14 protein-coding genes and 2 tRNA genes are annotated in these 15,924 nt (G+C 65.9%); 11 read left to right on the plus strand and 5 right to left on the minus strand.

From position 1 onward, the window contains the following. The first annotated feature begins 152 nt into the window (after window positions 1–152). The 4 genes from QF777_03175 to QF777_03190 all read left to right on the plus strand — a co-directional run bounded on the left by QF777_03175 (window position 153) and on the right by QF777_03190 (window position 4,986). The gene (locus QF777_03175; protein ID MDP6910554.1) at window positions 153–1,709 is read left to right on the plus strand and encodes a PEP-utilizing enzyme; all 1,557 of its coding nucleotides are present in this window, start codon (window positions 153–155) and stop codon (window positions 1,707–1,709) included. An 82-nt stretch (window positions 1,710–1,791) separates the two neighbouring features. Then, entirely contained in the window at window positions 1,792–3,594 is a 1,803-nt protein-coding gene (gene dnaG / locus QF777_03180) for a DNA primase (protein MDP6910555.1), read from the plus strand. Then, window positions 3,587–4,828 carry a sigma-70 family RNA polymerase sigma factor gene (locus QF777_03185; GenBank protein MDP6910556.1) on the plus strand — a complete coding sequence of 414 codons (1,242 nt, stop codon included), beginning with the start codon at window positions 3,587–3,589 and terminating at the stop codon, window positions 4,826–4,828. Before dnaG ends, QF777_03185 begins: the two co-directional genes overlap by 8 nt. A gap of 82 nt (window positions 4,829–4,910) precedes the next feature. After that, window positions 4,911–4,986 (plus strand) — tRNA-Asn (locus tag QF777_03190). Window positions 4,987–5,149: 163 nt separating this feature from the next. On the opposite strand, the gene QF777_03195 is transcribed toward QF777_03190, so the two are convergent. Next, window positions 5,150–6,385 carry a glycosyltransferase gene (locus tag QF777_03195; protein ID MDP6910557.1) on the minus strand — a complete coding sequence of 412 codons (1,236 nt, stop codon included), beginning with the start codon at window positions 6,383–6,385 and terminating at the stop codon, window positions 5,150–5,152. Between the two features lie 94 nt (window positions 6,386–6,479). Between QF777_03195 and QF777_03200 the strand changes: the two genes are divergently transcribed. From QF777_03200 to QF777_03215, 4 genes are all read left to right on the plus strand, one after another. Then, a tRNA-Ile gene (locus QF777_03200) sits at window positions 6,480–6,552 on the plus strand. 144 nt (window positions 6,553–6,696) lie between these two features. Further along, complete coding sequence (locus QF777_03205) at window positions 6,697–7,464, plus strand: hypothetical protein (protein ID MDP6910558.1); 768 nt, start codon at window positions 6,697–6,699, stop codon at window positions 7,462–7,464. A gap of 45 nt (window positions 7,465–7,509) precedes the next feature. Then, window positions 7,510–9,225: a DUF5671 domain-containing protein gene (locus QF777_03210; protein ID MDP6910559.1), complete on the plus strand. Its 1,716-nt coding sequence runs from the start codon at window positions 7,510–7,512 to the stop codon at window positions 9,223–9,225. Between the two features lie 58 nt (window positions 9,226–9,283). Beyond that, entirely contained in the window at window positions 9,284–9,787 is a 504-nt protein-coding gene (locus QF777_03215; GenBank protein MDP6910560.1) for an SRPBCC family protein, read from the plus strand. Between the two features lie 6 nt (window positions 9,788–9,793). Here the strand turns inward: QF777_03215 and QF777_03220 are convergent, their stop codons facing one another. The 3 genes from QF777_03220 to QF777_03230 are packed head-to-tail and all read right to left on the minus strand — an operon-like array spanning window position 9,794 to window position 12,263. Beyond that, on the minus strand, window positions 9,794–10,453 hold the full coding sequence (locus QF777_03220) for a nitroreductase family protein (GenBank protein MDP6910561.1): 660 nt from the start codon (window positions 10,451–10,453) through the stop codon (window positions 9,794–9,796). Further along, complete coding sequence (locus tag QF777_03225) at window positions 10,450–11,664, minus strand: nitroreductase family protein (protein ID MDP6910562.1); 1,215 nt, start codon at window positions 11,662–11,664, stop codon at window positions 10,450–10,452. The genes QF777_03220 and QF777_03225 overlap by 4 nt, the downstream gene beginning before the upstream one ends. Before the next feature lie 17 nt (window positions 11,665–11,681). Beyond that, window positions 11,682–12,263 carry a hypothetical protein gene (locus QF777_03230; GenBank protein MDP6910563.1) on the minus strand — a complete coding sequence of 194 codons (582 nt, stop codon included), beginning with the start codon at window positions 12,261–12,263 and terminating at the stop codon, window positions 11,682–11,684. Window positions 12,264–12,395: 132 nt separating this feature from the next. On the opposite strand from QF777_03230, the gene QF777_03235 reads away from it, so the two are divergent. Beyond that, window positions 12,396–13,196 (plus strand): inositol monophosphatase, encoded by an 801-nt coding sequence (locus QF777_03235; GenBank protein ID MDP6910564.1) that lies wholly within the window; start codon window positions 12,396–12,398, stop codon window positions 13,194–13,196. A gap of 23 nt (window positions 13,197–13,219) precedes the next feature. On the opposite strand, the gene QF777_03240 is transcribed toward QF777_03235, so the two are convergent. Then, complete coding sequence (locus tag QF777_03240; protein MDP6910565.1) at window positions 13,220–13,540, minus strand: hypothetical protein; 321 nt, start codon at window positions 13,538–13,540, stop codon at window positions 13,220–13,222. On the opposite strand from QF777_03240, the gene QF777_03245 reads away from it, so the two are divergent. Both QF777_03245 and QF777_03250 read left to right on the plus strand, forming a co-directional pair. Further along, window positions 13,509–14,624, plus strand: a complete 1,116-nt coding sequence (locus tag QF777_03245; protein MDP6910566.1) for a serine hydrolase — start codon at window positions 13,509–13,511, stop codon at window positions 14,622–14,624. The genes QF777_03240 and QF777_03245 overlap by 32 nt on opposite strands. A gap of 92 nt (window positions 14,625–14,716) precedes the next feature. Then, complete coding sequence (locus QF777_03250) at window positions 14,717–15,916, plus strand: aromatic ring-hydroxylating dioxygenase subunit alpha (protein MDP6910567.1); 1,200 nt, start codon at window positions 14,717–14,719, stop codon at window positions 15,914–15,916. Window positions 15,917–15,924 lie beyond the last annotated feature (8 nt).

Raw genomic sequence — 15,924 nt, forward strand, 5'->3', positions numbered from 1 at the left:
GCGAACGGGATTCGATGGCTCAGGAACGGGTGGCCATTGGCGACCTGGTGGCCTACCTCTCGGAGCGGCTCGCGGCCTAATCGGCCCCAGCCCCTGCGAGGCCAGTGTCCCTGAGCGACCAGAGCGACTTGATGTCATCACCTGAGGACCGCGTGGACAGCTCGGATGGACTGCGTTCCCTGGTTGCCGAGGCGACGACCGCCGGTTCGGCCGAAGCCCGGTGGCGCGCCGTGGCCGCTGTCGATCCAGCCCTAGTTGAAAGGCTGATCCATGGTGGCCCCGCCGCGCTAACGCCCGATGGCCAGAGTCGACCCGCTTTGCTGGCCGCCGGGACGGGCGCCAGCCCCGGAGTGGCCACGGGGGTCGTCTGCCTGACGGCCGAGGCCGTGTTGGACGCCGTCGACCGGGACGAGGACGCCCTGCTGGTCTGCGACGAGACGTCGCCAGCCGATGAGATCGGCATGCGCATGGCCACCGGAATCTTGACGACCCGAGGTGGGGTGGCCAGCCACGCTGCCGTGGTGGCTCGCGGGTGGGGGATCCCCGCGGTGGTCGGGGTAGTCGGGATGGTGGTGGGTGACGACCACGTGGTACTGGGCGAGGTTCGGGTCGACGCCGGTGACGTGGTCTCGGTGGACGGCGGGTCGGGCGAGGTACTGGCTGGGGCGGTCGAGTCGGTCAGGGCGGCCGAGGCCGGAGAGGTGCCAGAACTGGACGTTCTCCTCGAATGGGCCGACGAGGTACGCGGTGAGCGGATCGGGGTTCGGGCCAACGCCGACCGGGCCGAAGATGCCGACCGGGCGCGCTTGTTCGGTGCCGAGGGAATCGGCTTGTGTCGGACTGAGCACCTGTTCCTCGGGGACCGCCTTCCCCTGGTGCGAGCGTTCCTGCTGGCCGATTCACCCCGCGACGAGACCGAGGCGCTAGCCGCGCTGGGTGCCGCCCAGAGGGAGGACCTGACCGGCGTCCTGGTCGCCATGGCGCCGCTCCCGGTGACCATCCGCTTGTTGGATGCGCCGCTGCACGAGTTCCTCGGCGACGACGCCCCGGCGGAGTGGCGCGAACACAACCCAATGCTGGGCATCCGGGGGGTCCGCCTTGCCGTATTGCGTGAGGGGCTCTACCGGATGCAGGTCCGGGCGCTGCTGGGGGCCATGGACGACGCCGCGGCCGCCGGTTCGCACGCCCATGCAGCGATCATGGTGCCACTGGTCTCGACAGCGGCCGAGTTGGCCCTCGTGAGGGGCTGGGTGCTGGACGAGATCGAGGAATGGGACCCCACCGAACCACCTGCTGTCGGAACGATGATCGAGACGCCACGGGCGGCCCTCCTGGCCGCTGACATGGCAGCCCATGCCGACTTCTTCTCCTTCGGAACGAACGATCTCACCCAGATGGTGTTCGGGCTAAGCCGTGACGACGTGGAACAACGGATGATGGGTCCGTACCTCGAGCGGGGGCTGTTACCCGCCGACCCGTTCGCCCACCTAGACCCAGGCGCCGTGGCGCCTCTGGTGGCTGCGGCTACCCGCGCTGGACGGATGGCCCGCCCCGACCTAGAGGTCAGTGTGTGCGGTGAGCACGGTGGCGACCCGGAATCAATACGTCTGCTGGTCGAGGCGGGGGTCGACTCGGTGTCGTGTTCCCCGTTTCGGGTGCCGGTGGCCCGCTTGGCCGTGGCCCAGGCACTCATCGCCCGCGACGGCTGATCTGTTGCGCTGACAGGACGACTGACAAGGCGATCAACAGGCCCGGCTGACCGGGTAGGCCGGTGGGCGGTACCGTCCGGCCATGGGCATCGTCGACGAGGACGTCAGGAAGGTTCGCGACGAGTCCGACATCATCCGGATCATCACCGAACACACCCAACTCAAGAAGACCGGCGCCCAATGGATGGGACTGTGCCCGTTCCACGGCGAGAAGTCTCCCTCCTTCTCGGTCAATGCCGAGAAGGGCGTCTACTACTGCTTCGGGTGTCAGGTGTCGGGCGACATCATCGACTTCGTCCGCGAAATCGAGGGACTGGACTTCGCCGGCTCGGTGGAGTTCCTGGCGGCCAAGACCGGCATCCCGCTGCGGTACACCGACCAGAACGAGGGACGCCGCCGCAACCGTCGCAAGGAGTACGCCGAGATCGTCCAGAAGGCAGTGGATTCCTACCATCGACGTCTTCTGGAGGACCCGGCGGCCCGCCCGGCCCGCGACTATCTGCGAGCCCGGGGGTACGGCGGCGAGGTGGCCCGTCGCTTCCAGATCGGGTGGGCACCCGACGACTGGTCGCTGCTTTCCAGGGAACTCCACCTGTCCGACGAAGACCTGAAAGCCACCGGACTCGGCGGGATCAACAAGCGAGGTGGCCAGTACGACTTCTTCCGGGCCCGGATCGTGTTCCCGATCTTCGACGTCCAGGGGAATCCGGTGGGCTTCGGAGGCCGGAAGCTGCCAGACGGGGAGGGCCCGAAGTACAAGAACACCTCAGATGCCGCCGAGTACTACTCGAAGTCCGACGTGCTCTACGGCCTCCATTGGGCGAAGGCCGAGGCGGGGCGCCTCGACGAGCTGGTGGTATGCGAGGGCTACACCGATGTCATCGGCTGCCATCTGGCCGGCATCGAGCGGGCGGTGGCCACCTGCGGGACAGCCCTCACCCCCAGCCACGCTCGACTCATCGGCCGGTTCGCCCGACGGGTGGTGCTGGCCTTCGACGCCGACGGAGCGGGCCAGGCGGCGGCCGAGCGGGTCTACGCCTGGGAGGAGGAGTTCGGCCTCCAGTTCGCGGTCGCCGCCCTTCCCGAGGGAGCCGACCCAGGTGACCTGGCCGGGTCGGACCCGGAGGCGTTGCGGCAGGCTATTGATGGCGCTCGCCCGTTCCTGGAGTTCCGCGTGGACAGGGTGCTGGCCCGCGGCGACCTGGACTCTGCCGAAGGTCGGGCCCGGGCAGCCACCGAGGCCATGACGCTGGTCGCCGAGCACCCGGACTCGCTGGTACGTGACCAGTACGCCATGAGTATCGCCGACCAGTGCCAGGTGGGCATCGACGAACTCAGAAGGCGGGGGGCGGCAGCTGTGGCAGCCGGCCCGAGGGGACGGACCGTGCCCGCCTCGGACAGGACCGCAGCGGGAGCATCGCCGGACACCGGTCACCTCACTCCTGAGACCCAGGCGCTCCGTCTACTCGTCCACCGACCGGACCCGATCAGCGTCCACCTCTCGCCCGTGCTTTTCGACGATCGACTCAATCGTGCGGCCTATCTGGCGCTGAGGGAGGCTGGTGACCTCCACGGAGCCCGCGCGAAAGTGGAGCCCGACGTGGCCGACCTGATGGGAAAGCTGGCCGTTCAGGACGCGACCGATGACGAGCCGCTCGGTGTGTTGACCCGCCTGGCCTATCTGGCCGCCGAGCGTGCTGCCGTGAGACTCGAAGCCGAGGCTCGATCCTCGGGCGACCTCGCGGGGTATCAGCCCGTGATCTCCTTCCTTCGGACCGAAGTGATGAAGCTGAGAGAGCCGGTGGCCGAGGGCGCCGATCTAGAGGAATTGCTAACTTGGCTCAACGACCACGACGAGGGGGCTGAGGGGAGGGTCGATGGCTGACGCCGCTCCCAGATCACAGATTTGGTCCGGGGTTTCGGAGTTCGAAGTCGCACGCTTGCTGCGTCGGGGCCGCGACCGCGGCAGCCTCGGCCTAGACGAGGTCATCGACGTCCTGCGCGACGCTGAGATCACCCCGGAGTTGATCTCCGACGTCCGGCGCCGGTTGGAAGCCGATGGCATCGAGTTCGACGAGACAGTGGCCGTCGAGGCTGGTCCAGACGAGGTAATGCGACTAACGAGGGCCAGCAAGGCCGAGTACCGGGCACGTCCAGAGACCCTGGCCGATGCCGGTGGAGTCGCTGATTCGACCCGCCTGTACCTCCGTGAGATCGGGCAGGTCGCCCTGCTGACCGCCCGTGAAGAGGTGGAGTTGGCTGACGGCATCCGGAATGGAAACGAAGCCGAGGGGCGCCTGGCTGACCTAGCGGCAGCTGGCGATCTGAGTCGGACGGACCGGGCGGAACTGGCGTCCCTGAAGCGGCTGCAACGACGCGGCGACCGTGCCCGGGACCGCCTAACGCGGGCCAATCTCCGGTTGGTCGTTTCCGTGGCCAAGAAGTACGGGGGTCGCGGCCTGCCGCTTCTCGACCTCTTCCAGGAGGGGAACCTCGGTCTCATGCGGGCCGTGGAGAAGTTCGATGCCGGCAAGGGCTTCAAGTTCTCGACCTATGCCACCTGGTGGATCCGCCAATCAATCACCCGCGCCATTGCCGATCAGTCGCGGACCATACGAATCCCCGTTCACAAGGTCGACGCCATGAACCGCGTGCTCCGTGTCCAGCGTGATCTAGCCCAGGAGCTAGAGAGGGAACCGTCCCATGCAGAGATCGGCGATCGGGCGGTGGTTACGCCCGAGGAGGTGGAAAGCCTGCTCAGGCTGGCCAGCGAGCAGGACAATCCGCTCTCGCTCGACTCGCCGATGGGGGAAGAGCAGGATGCGAGCCTGGCCGACCTTGTGGCCGATCCGCGGGCTATCGCTCCGGTCGATGCGGCCACCCGCCGTCTGTTGGGAGAGGCCGTGCTGGCTGCCCTCGATGAGCTGGATGATCGCGAGAAGGACGTAGTCCGCATGCGGTTCGGTCTAGACGGGACCGAGCCGCAGACCCTTGAACAGGTCGGCGCCCACTTCGGCGTGACACGCGAACGGGTGCGTCAGATCGAGGCTCGGACCATGTCCAAGTTGAAGCATCCGAACCGCCCGCAGCGGCTTCGGGACTACCTGGACGACGACTGACGCTACGACCGGCTACACGTCTGATCGAGGTCTTCGGCCCGGCCGGGAGATGGGGTGCCTCTGGTATCCTGCGCACGCCCATTCCGGGGTAGCTCAGCTGGCAGAGCGTCGGACTGTTAATCCGCAGGTCGTGGGTTCGATCCCCACCCCCGGAGCCACAAACATGCAGTTCAGGGTCGGTCTTTCGGGGCCGGCCCTGTTCGCGTCCAAAGTGATGAGTCACATTGGAGATACCAAGTTGCCTGCTCTAAAGCCGCGAAACGGCAGGGGTCGGCCCTGCCGGCCGGACTGACCCATGAGGCCGGTGGTTTCCCACTCTGATCAAGGACGCACACCCCGCCAGGTGAGACGGGAGCCGAGGAGGTGGCTGGCCGGCGTGATGGCTGCCAAAGCCACGCAGAACGCGGCCAGCGGACCGAGGTGGAACCAGTTGACCAGCACGTTGATCGCAAGCAAACGCCCGAACAACAGCGTGCCCAAGGCGATCTGGACTCCGAGGAGGCGCCGGATCCGGTCGAGGGTGCCCCGTGTAGCCCGCCCGGCAAACGTCCAAAGGTCATGCAGGGCCACGGTGAGGAGGATCCCCGCTTCGCCAGCGATAGCTGCCGAACGGGTCAGGTTCCAGCCCTGGCGGTCGAATATCCAGAGGAAGACGATGGCGTCGGCCATCAATGCCACAGCGGTGACCAACAGGTAACGCACCAGTGCCCGGCTTCGCAGCGGATGGAGTCGTAACCGCATGAGGTGGCGGAGGTAGCCGACGTAGTGGCCGGCAGCGACCTTCGACTCACCCTCAGCCCGTTCGAGGAACACGTAGGGTCGCTCGGCTACCCGACGGACATCGCCACGGGCCAGCACCTCTAGCAGGATCTTGTAGCCCACTGGATCAAGATCCGCAGTGGCCACCACGTCCCGTCGGACTAGAAAGAATCCGCTCATGGGGTCGGTCACCCGGCCCACCGTGCCCGGCAGGAGGAGGAGGCCGAGGGCCTGGGCACCCCGGGAGAGCAGGCGTCGGATGGCCGACCAGTTCGAAACTCCGCCTCCGGGCACGTGCCGGCTAGCCACGGCTACGTCGGTCCGCTCGTCCATGGCGGCCACCAGGTCGGCCACCACCTCTGGCGGGTGCTGGCCATCCCCGTCGATCACGCCGAGGACGGCTCCACGGGCGTGGGCCCATCCGCAGATGACTGCGGTAGCCAGGCCGGATGCGCCGGTTCGGCGAAGCACCCGGATGCCCGGGAGTTCAGCGGCGACCGCGGTGGCCACCTCCCAGGTCCGGTCCGGACTGTCATCGTCGACCACGATCAACTCGAATACGGCTCCGGTCCGGGTCAGGACCGCGTGTAGCGAGCGGAGGAGGTGACCGATGTTGGCCGCTTCGTTGAAGGTGGGGACGACGAGACTGACATCTGTCCGCGAATCGCCCACAGTGCCGATTGGCAGGGCCCGACCATCCACTTGTTCAACCTGGGCGTTAACCGGATCCTCATCCGACGTCGCGTCGGATGCCAGGTCCGGGTGTTCGGAATGTGGGACGACCGCGTCGTCGGTCACGGTCGCTCCATCGGTGGCCGTCGGATCATCGCCAAGGTACCGGATGGATGCCCGGTGCCGAGGTGCCGCTGGCGTCTCCTGCCAGACTGCGGGCGGGCCGGTAGCTCAGTGGTTAGAGCAGGCGACTCATAATCGCTCGGTCGTGGGTTCGATCCCCGCCCGGCCCACGAGGTTCGATCACCTGTGCAGGGGTTGGTTGGGGAAAGCAGACCGGCTCCTGCCAGGTGTTAGCCAGCCCCAGGGACTGGCCGTCTTCGGCACAACAGCAGTGTGGTTGGCGTGCGTGCCCCTGGTCGGTGAAGAATGGCGGTGTGCCCCGATCGGTATTCGTTCACGAGACCATCGACATTGTCGGTCAGGGTCAGTACGCCTACATGGAACACGTCCGGGGTGAGCCGACGAACCGGATGCCGGGCATGACCACCCTTCAGGGCTCTTTCTTTGTTCTTGGCTTCGGCGGTGGACGCTGGCCCCAGGTGGTGAATATCTGGGACTGCGGTGCGGATGGCTGGGAGGGATGGCGGCGAAACCTCGACCGGCTCAACCTGAAGCGCCGTAGCGCCTTCTACGGCGATTGGTGGGACGAGGCATCCCGGTGGAGGACCGGAGGGTACGACCGGGTATGTGCTGGGGTGCCCGGGTCCCCAACCACAGAGGAGATCGCCGAGCGGGGCATCAGGGGGTCGTTGTTCGTCAACGAGGTATTCACGGTTCGACCGGGGACCCAAGTGGAGTTCCTGGCTGAGGTGGTTGAGTGTCGGGTCCCCGTGTTCGCCGACCATGGGGTAGTGGCCACCGGGCTCTGGGAGGTGACCACCAACTCCACGGAAGTGGTCATGGTGTGGGCCACCACTGTCGACGACTGGGTAGGGATGCGTCGCAGCATGGATTCCGCTCGCGGCCTCGACGATGGGGATCCCGACGACCGTCTCCTTGACTCTCAGGTCCTGATCGACAGCTATGTGACCGCCGGCGACACCCGGCTGATGACTCCACTCCCCGGGACCATCTACGGCCCGGAGGGTTGGGAGGAGGCCGACCTCGAAGACTGGCTGGAAGGCGCGGCTCCGGAGAAGTGACACCGGCGCGCTGATCTACTGCGCGAGGCTTCATGGGGAGGTCTCGTGGAGTTCGTTCTGCTCATCGGGTTGGTGTTCGGCATCGTCGTGTACCGCAGGCGGGCCGACGGGCGTCGGGTAGACGTCGGTTTGATGGCTCGTCGACTTTTCGAGTTCGGCTTCCTGTACGGCCTGGTCGTCGCCACCGCCATTGGTGCCACTGGCGCCCTCAGTCGCCTGGTGCAGGTGGTGGAGGACGGTCGACAGAGCGAACCGGAAGGACTGGCCTTCTGGCTGAGTCTGGTGATCGTGGCCGGGTCGGCACTTGTCGGCATGACCGTCTGGCTACGCCGACGGTTCCGGACATCGGACACCGAGGCGGAATCCGGCGGGTGGTCGTTCTACCTGTCGACTATGGACCTCCTGTCGACCGGCATTGTCGTGGGTTCGGCCATCAACGTCCTGGGGTGGTTGCTCGACGGCTGGTCGTTCAGCCCCTGGTCCGTTGCCGCCGTACCGATCTGGCTTGCCGTTTCGATCGTTCACTGGCGGCTACCGGGCACCCGCCGCCGCCTCCACTACCTGGTGGCCTCCACCGCTGCCCTTCTCGGCATGGCGGTCAGCACAGCGGTGATTGTCGAGCACCTCCTCCAATGGGCCTACGAGGGAGTGATGCCCGACCCGCTGCCCTTCGACTATGCGGGGGACACCTCGTGGGCAAACAGCTGGGATGGCTTACGGGGGTCTCTGGCGCCCGTGCTGGCCTTCGGAGTGGCCTGGTGGTGGTACTGGTGGCGGCATGCCCGAGTCTTCGAGCGCAGCCCGGAGCGCGATGGCTATGTGCTCGTTGTGGGGGTTCTGGGTGGTCTGGCAACCACCGTGGTTGCCGCCTCAGGCCTGCTCCACACGATGTTGTCGTGGCTGCTCGTCGGGTCGTCTCGTGACGGTTCGGCGGTTGAGCACTTTCACATCCTGTCGGTCTTCGCTGCACTCCTCGTGGTCGGTATGGCCCTGTGGGCCTATCACCGACGTGAAGTCCCGCACGCCGTGCGCCGACAGGTCGACGGTCGAGACGAGGTGGCCCGCCTCTATGACCATCTCGAGTCGGGTGTGGGTCTGGTGGCCTCAACCATCGGAGTAGCTGTTCTGCTTGGCATCGTGTTGAACGAGGTGTTGCCAGCCGGCGACGACTGGGACATCGACGTGGACGAGCTGGTGGCCTTCGCCCTCACGGCACTACTTGTTGGGGGACCGATCTGGAACCGGGCCTGGAAGCGGATCAAGGCCCACGCTGGGACGGTGGCCGAGGAGACGTCGGCCGTTCGACGAATCTACCTATTCGCCGTTTTCGGCACCACGGCCCTTGTGGTGCTGGGGAGCTTCCTGGCCATGGTCTACATGGTGGTGTTTGCGCTCTTGGACGGGAACCTCGAAGCCGAGACCCTGGAGGGCTTCCGGATACCGCTGGCCCTCGTCTGCTCAACGGGAGGTGTCGCCGTCTACCACGGCCGGGTGTTGCGGTCCGGCCTGCGGGCTGTCCCGACGTCCAGCCGCCCCTCACCACGCACGGTGACCGTGGTCGGACCTCCCGCCCCAGCGTTGGTGGCGGCCCTCGAGGGGTTGTCCGGCCTCAGGGTTGTGCAATACCGGCGGCTCGACGTCTCCGCCAGGGTCGACCTTGCCGCGGAGTCCGTGGTCGAGGAGGTACGCACCGGAGCCGGAAACATGGTTGTGGTGGTGGCGGCCGACGGTTCTACGGAGGTCATCCCGGTCGACGACTGAACGGCCGCCGGGCTGCTCCGGCTGGGCGAGCCCCGGGGTCGTGGGCCACCATCTGCACATGGTCGTCGAAGAGGACACAGGTAGTGGTCGAGAAGAGGTGCCGAGTCGCGAGGTGAGCGTCGTCCGTGACGTCGCAGCGGACCCGGATGTCGTCTGGGACCTGGTTAGCGACTTGGTCGGCATGGGGCGCTGGTCGCCCGAAAACCGGGGTGGGCGTTGGATCGACGGCGCCACCGGTCCGACCGTGGGAGCCGTCTTCCGGGGTCGTAACCGTATTCGGTGGCGTCGATGGCAGACCAACGTGACCGTCATAGAGAGCGATCCGCCTCGACGGTTCGCGTTTCGCCTGAAGATCGGTTCCCTGGGTGGCTGCGACTGGTCCTACGACATCGTGCCCACATCGAACGGTTGCCGGGTCACTGAATCATGGGTGGATGACCGCTCGCCGTTCCTGGCCGGGGTTGGGTGGTTGTTCACCGGGGTGGGCGACCGGGCCGCTCACAACCGGGACACCATGGAGCGAACACTGGAGAACCTGGCCATCGCGGCTGAGGCAATCTGAACGGGTTCAGTCCCAGCTGTTCCAGGAGGTCACGGCCGCTGCACCGCCTTCACGGGAAGCCGGCTGGAAGTCGGTTCCCAGAGTGTGGCCGACGGTGATGAGCGCCACCTGGCTCACCTCGTGGTAGGGGATTTCGAGAAGTGCGGCAGCCTCCTCCTCGAACATGAGGTGAATGGTCGTCCAGCACGTCCCGAGGCCACGCTCCCGAGCTCCCAACATGAAGCTCCAGGCGCTGGGGATGATTGAAGCCAGCGACGAGGCGGCGCCGAAGCCCGCCTGGTCAAGCCGACCGGGGAGGCAGGGGATGACCATGGCCGGCACCCGGTGCATGTTCTCTGCCAGAAAGGCGGCGGACCGCATTACCCGCATCTGTTGGGAGGCCCGTTCCGAGTCCTCGCCATCAGCCAACGCCGCGGCACTGGCGGACATGCCGGCGTACTGCTCCCAACCCCTCCGGTAGAGGTCGCCCAGGCCAGCCTTCTTCTCAGGGTCGGTTACGACCAAGAATCGCCAACCCTGACGGTTCGAACCGGTGGGGGCCTGCACGGCGTACTCGAGGCATTCCTCGAGAAGTTGATCGTCGACCGGTCGGTCGAAGTCGAGGCGCTTTCGCACCGACCTCGTGGTGGTCAGAACGTCGTGGACAGACAGTCCGAGGGTGGTCATTGGCGGGTCTCCCGTTCGCCAGCGTTGCCGCCATCCGCACTATTGACGAGGTCACGGATGCCCTCGACGCATCGACGCATGTTGGCTGTCTGGCTCAGTTGTCGGTTGGCGATGATCTTCTGTTCCTTATCGGGCATGGTGTCGATGAGCGCCGTGAGGCCCGACGGGCCAGGGCCAAGCACCATGTCGAACCGCAAACGCGTGGCGCCGGCCAGAGGTATGAGCTCGAACCGCCATTGGGCGGCCGGCTGGTCGGGGTCGACGGAGTTCCAAGCGAACACCCGCTCATGCTCGTAGCCGACGATATGGCAGGTGACCTCCCAGTCGCCCATGCGTTCGTTCCGGTTGCGGCCCAGAAAGGTGGCGCCGACAGCGGGTTCCGCGGAGATCCATTCGGCACCCTGGAACTCGTCGCTGAATCGGGCCGGGAGCTCGATGTCACTGATGTACGGCCACACTGCCGAAGGAGGCGCATCGATGTCCACCTCGACGGTCACACCGGCACCGTCTTCATGTATCGGGGCCTCGCCGGTGTGTCGCTCGATGGTGTGGCCCCAGTGGTCGAACCACGTGATGTCGTTTGCTGGTCGACGCTCAGCCGGTGAGAAGTCGTTGCCGATGGTCCACGCCACGGGAAGCAACACGATCTGAGTGACGCCGTCAGGAATGCCTAGTAGCTCGGCCACCCGGTCGGCCGCGCCGAGGTGAATGGTCGTCCACGCGCTGCCTAGGCCCCGTGACCGCAGCGCGAGGCAGAAGGTCCATGCGGCTTGGAGGACCGAGTCGAATAGTCCCGGGCGGCCGCTCCCGTCATGTTCGCCGTGGATGGTGACCAGCACGATTGCTGGTACGTGTTCGAGGTTGCGGGCCAGATGGTCGGCCGATCGGAGGGCCTTCTCGTTGTGGTGGCCGGTTCCCTCAACCTGTTGGTAGGCGTCGCTGATCCAGTTTCCACCGGCTTCCCGATACAACTCGGCTAGCGCCGCCTTCGTGTCAGGGTCCCGAATGACCAGCCACCGTCGACTCGACTGGTTCCCACCGGTCGGTGCCTGCTCGGCCAGGTCGATGCAGTCCAGGATCACTTGGGGCGGGACGGGTTGCTCGAGGTCCAGACGCCGCCGCACCGCCCGGGTGGTGGAAAGCAGGCGGTCGGTTTCGCCTGTGTCGAAAGGTGCGTCTAAGGGGGCGTCAGCCAGATGATCGGAGGGCATACCCCGGAACTATTGCCCTAGAACCCCTCGAAGCCGTCACCGAGCCACGCCGGCGCCCGATCCAAGAGGTACTCGCTGATTGCCCGGGACCGCTCGAGGGCGTCGCACAGCCAGTCGGCTTCACCACCGCGCATGAGGGCGGCCAACGGTGTCTCCAGTCGGGCCGTCACGCCGAGAGATCGTTGAGGGGCGTCGGTCACAGCCTCAAAGGAGTCGACGGCCGACACCTGGGTCGGCAGGTCGGGCCCTCCCAGGCCAGCCAACTCGGTAGCCAGCACGAGGAGGTCGGGGCCGTGGTCCAACGGCGGCAATGCCCAACTGAACACCAGATTGATAATCAGGTCATCACTGGGGTCCTGATCCTCGGGGATGGACATGACCTCGTCCTCGAAGGCCAGAAGTGTCCGGACCTCGATGTCCAGCGAAAGGCGAAGATCGAGAGGTCCGCCGCACGCTGCCTCAGGATGCAGGTCGACCTCGAAGGCCTGGTGCATGGAGTAGGTCTCGACAAAGTGGCGCTCGTCGTGGACGTGAAATCCGTGGTCGGCCGCGTGGTCCTTGAGATCGGCGACAAAGCCTGCGATATCGACGACGGCCACGTGGTTCCTCTCCGCTGTCCGGGTCTCGGGTCTCTGAATCTCGGGCCTACCCCACGGGTCCGTGGGGGGCGTGTCGGGACAGCGTAGAGCCACCCCGACATGCGAGCCATGGGGGTTTGGCAGACTGGCCGGGTGGACCACTCGTCAGACAAACCAGCGGATGCCGGGGTGGAGGAGATAGCCGTCGATCCGACGATGGTCCTGAGCGCTCTCCACGACTCAGTCGACGTCGTGGTTGCCGCGCTTGCCGAACACGAGGACTGGGGTCCGTCGGGTCGACGCGGCGGCCAATACGCCAGTGACGTAGTGGCCGACCAGGCGGTCCATGACCTGCTGGATCCCCGGGGTTACGGGGTGCTGAGCGAGGAGTCGGGCCTACGGGAGCCTGATCTCGACGGCATGCCGGTGGTGGTCGTGGACCCGTTGGATGGTTCCACCAATGCCTCACGGGGGTTGCCCTGGTTCGCCACCAGCCTCTGCGCGGTCGATGGAAACGGACCATTGGCCGCGGTCGTGGTCGACCTGATCTCCGGTACCCGGTACGACGCTGTGCGGGGGTGGGGAGCCAGACGCGACGGCGAGTCGATCCGGCGGACCGACGCCCCGGTGCTGAGCGAAGCGATTATCGGGCTGTCGGGTCTTCCGCCCCGCCACCTCGGCTGGGGTCAGTTTCGGGCCATGGGCGCGGCAGCGCTCGATTTGTGCGCGGTGGCTGACGGACGTCTCGATGGTTACATGGACTGCTCGGTCGACGCCCACGGCGTGTGGGACTACCTGGGCGCTCTGCTGGTCTGCGCTGAGGCCGGCGTGGAGGTGGTCGACGCCCATGGCCGGGACCTGTGTTTGTTGGATCCCGATGCCCGACGGACCCCGGTGGCCGGCGCAGGTCCGGTCCTGTCCGAGGCCCTCCTGGAGGCCCGCCGCTCCTTCTAACCGAACCAGTTGCGTCCACCGAGTCACGAGTGGCGATCAGGGCGAGGGGTGGCCCATGCTGCGTTAATCGTGAAGCGAATGGCGATCAGGTTCGGGCTTGCGGTTGGGATACTGCTTGTTCTCCCCGCATGTGCCAGCGACGGGTCCACCGCGGAACCGGTTGCTATTGCGACGGCACCCACGTCGCTGCCAACGACGGCGCCTCCACTCACGACCACCGTGGCCCCGTCGACCACCGTGGAGGCAAGCACCACGACTGTTGGGCCAGACGTCTCTGCGACGACGAGTTCGTCCACGACAGTGACGACGACGGTGCCTCCGACCACGACCAGTGCACCGGCCACCACGACGTCGGTGTTCGAGGAGAAGACGAAAGAAGTCGACCTGGATCGTTACGACTTCACCGCCGTGGCACCCATCATCGAGGACTACCTAACCGAAACTGGATTGAACGGCGCCGGCCTGATCGTTGTCGAGCGCGCTGACGGTGTGGTCTTTCACGACCACTGGGGGGAGTTTGGGCCAGACCGGATCTCCCTGATCGCTTCATCATCCAAGATGGTCGTGGCCGGTGTTCTGATGCGCCTCCATGACGAGGGCCTGCTTGATATCGACGCCCCGGTATCCGACGTCGTAGCGTGGGGCTCCGGCAATCCCGACATCACGCCTGCACATCTCATATCCAACAGCTCCGGTCTCGTAGGCCTACTTCCGAACCCGGCCTACGGGCCGTATCTCTGCCAGTTCTTCCCGGTGGGAAGCCTGCAGGACTGTGCTGAGAACATCTTCAACACGACCGACGACGATGCTGACATTGCTGCCCCGGACACCGAGTTCCGATACGGAGGCGGCCAGTGGCAGGTCGCGGGAGCGGTCGCCGAGGTGGCCTCCGGCCGATCTTGGGCGGAGCTGATCGACGAGACCTACGTGCAGCCCTGCGGCCTGGACGTACTGGCCTTCAACAACCCCTTTACCCAGTTCGACGCGGCGCCCTTCACCTACCCGGCGGCCTTCAACGGTGATCCGTCGACCCTCGTGGCGACCGACAACCCGAATCTGGAAGGAGGGGCCTACACCACGACCAGTGCCTATGGTGCCCTCCTCCTGATGCACCTACGCGACGGAATGTGTGGCGACCACCGCGTCCTGTCCACGGAATCGCTCACCCGAATGCACGATGACCGGATCCGGGAGGCCTACGACGGCGAGGCGTGGGGTACGAACATGGGCTACGGCATGGGTTGGTGGATAGACCATGGAGCCGGACGGATCACCGACGGTGGGGCGTTCGGCACCCAACCATGGTTGGACCTGGAGGACGGGTATGGCGCCTACCTGGTGGTCGAGGCCACCTCGACACATGGGGGAGAACTGTCGGGCAGACTCCACAGCGTCGTCGAGGAAGCTGTCCTCGCCGCCAAGAGATGATCCGGTGACCGCTGTTGTCCGGATTCGGCTTGATTCACAGCCTGACCATCAGGCCGGTGCTACGTTCCGCGCCACAAGAGGGGAGTGGCTCCATGTCGGTGACCAACCAATCGATCTTTTCGCCGGAGCGCTACGCCGGCACTCGCGCTCCGATCGAGGAGGCCGTGCCGCTGCCGCCCGAGGTCTACTTCTCTGAGGAGTGGTACGACCGCGAGGTCGAGACGATCTTTCGAAGGGAGTGGCTGGTGGCCACCCGCGAGGAGGAGATACCGAACCCTGGCGACTACGTGCGGCTCGACATCGTCGATGAGCCGCTGGTCATCCTCCGCGATCATGATGGCGTGATCCGGGCCCTGTCGGCGTCCTGTCGACACCGTGGCTCCGAGCTCATGACCGGCCGCGGGAACTGCCGCCGGATTACCTGCCCGTACCACGCCTGGTCCTATGCGCTGGACGGCGAGTTGATCGCCACCCCGGGGATGCATGAGGCCGACGGCTTCGACAAGGCCGACCATCCACTACCCAGCGTCCGTGCCGAGACGTGGGGCGGCTTCGTCTTCATCAACTTCGACCCGGACGCCAAACCGCTACTCGAGTCGCTCGGCGGCCTGGTCGAGCGCATGGCCCCCTACCGCATGGAGGAGATGAAGGTTACGAGAAAGTGGGAGAACCGCTTTAATGCCAACTGGAAGATCTGGGTGGAGAACTCGCGGGAGGGGTACCACGTCCAGACCGTGCACCGTGAGTCGCTTGACACCTTCTACCCGGGCGCCAGGCGAAGCGAGTTCTACCCGGGCGGTGAACCAATGGTGTACGCCATCAACAGCACGGCCAACGAGAACGGTCTCTACGTGCCCAGGGAACCAACGCTTCCTTTCGTCGACGGGCTGTCGGACTTCGACAATGAGAACACCCACTTCATCATCCACTACCCGCATCTTCTGCTGAACTCGCCTCCGGACCGGTTCTCGTTCCACCAGTACTTCCCTGAGGGACCTGAGTGGACGCGGATCACCAGCTGGTGCTGCTTTCCGCAGTCCACCATCGACCTTCCCGAGTTCGAGGCCGAGGCCGAGGAGAAGTACTACACGTCGATGGACCTGTTCCTGGCCGAGGACAAGGGGATCTGTGAGGTAGTCCACCGGGGCATCCGAGGCAGGTTGGCCGGATTGTCGCGGTACTCGCCGGCCGAGGAGCAGACTGTGCACGAATTCTCGAACTATGTGCTGGACCACGTGCTCGGGCCGGAAGAACCCTCCCCTGATGGGCGGGCGTCTGACGCCTGCTGCTGAAGGAAGTT

It is taken from the genome of Acidimicrobiales bacterium (genome assembly GCA_030747595.1).
Taxonomy (GTDB): Bacteria; Actinomycetota; Acidimicrobiia; order Acidimicrobiales; family MedAcidi-G1; genus UBA9410.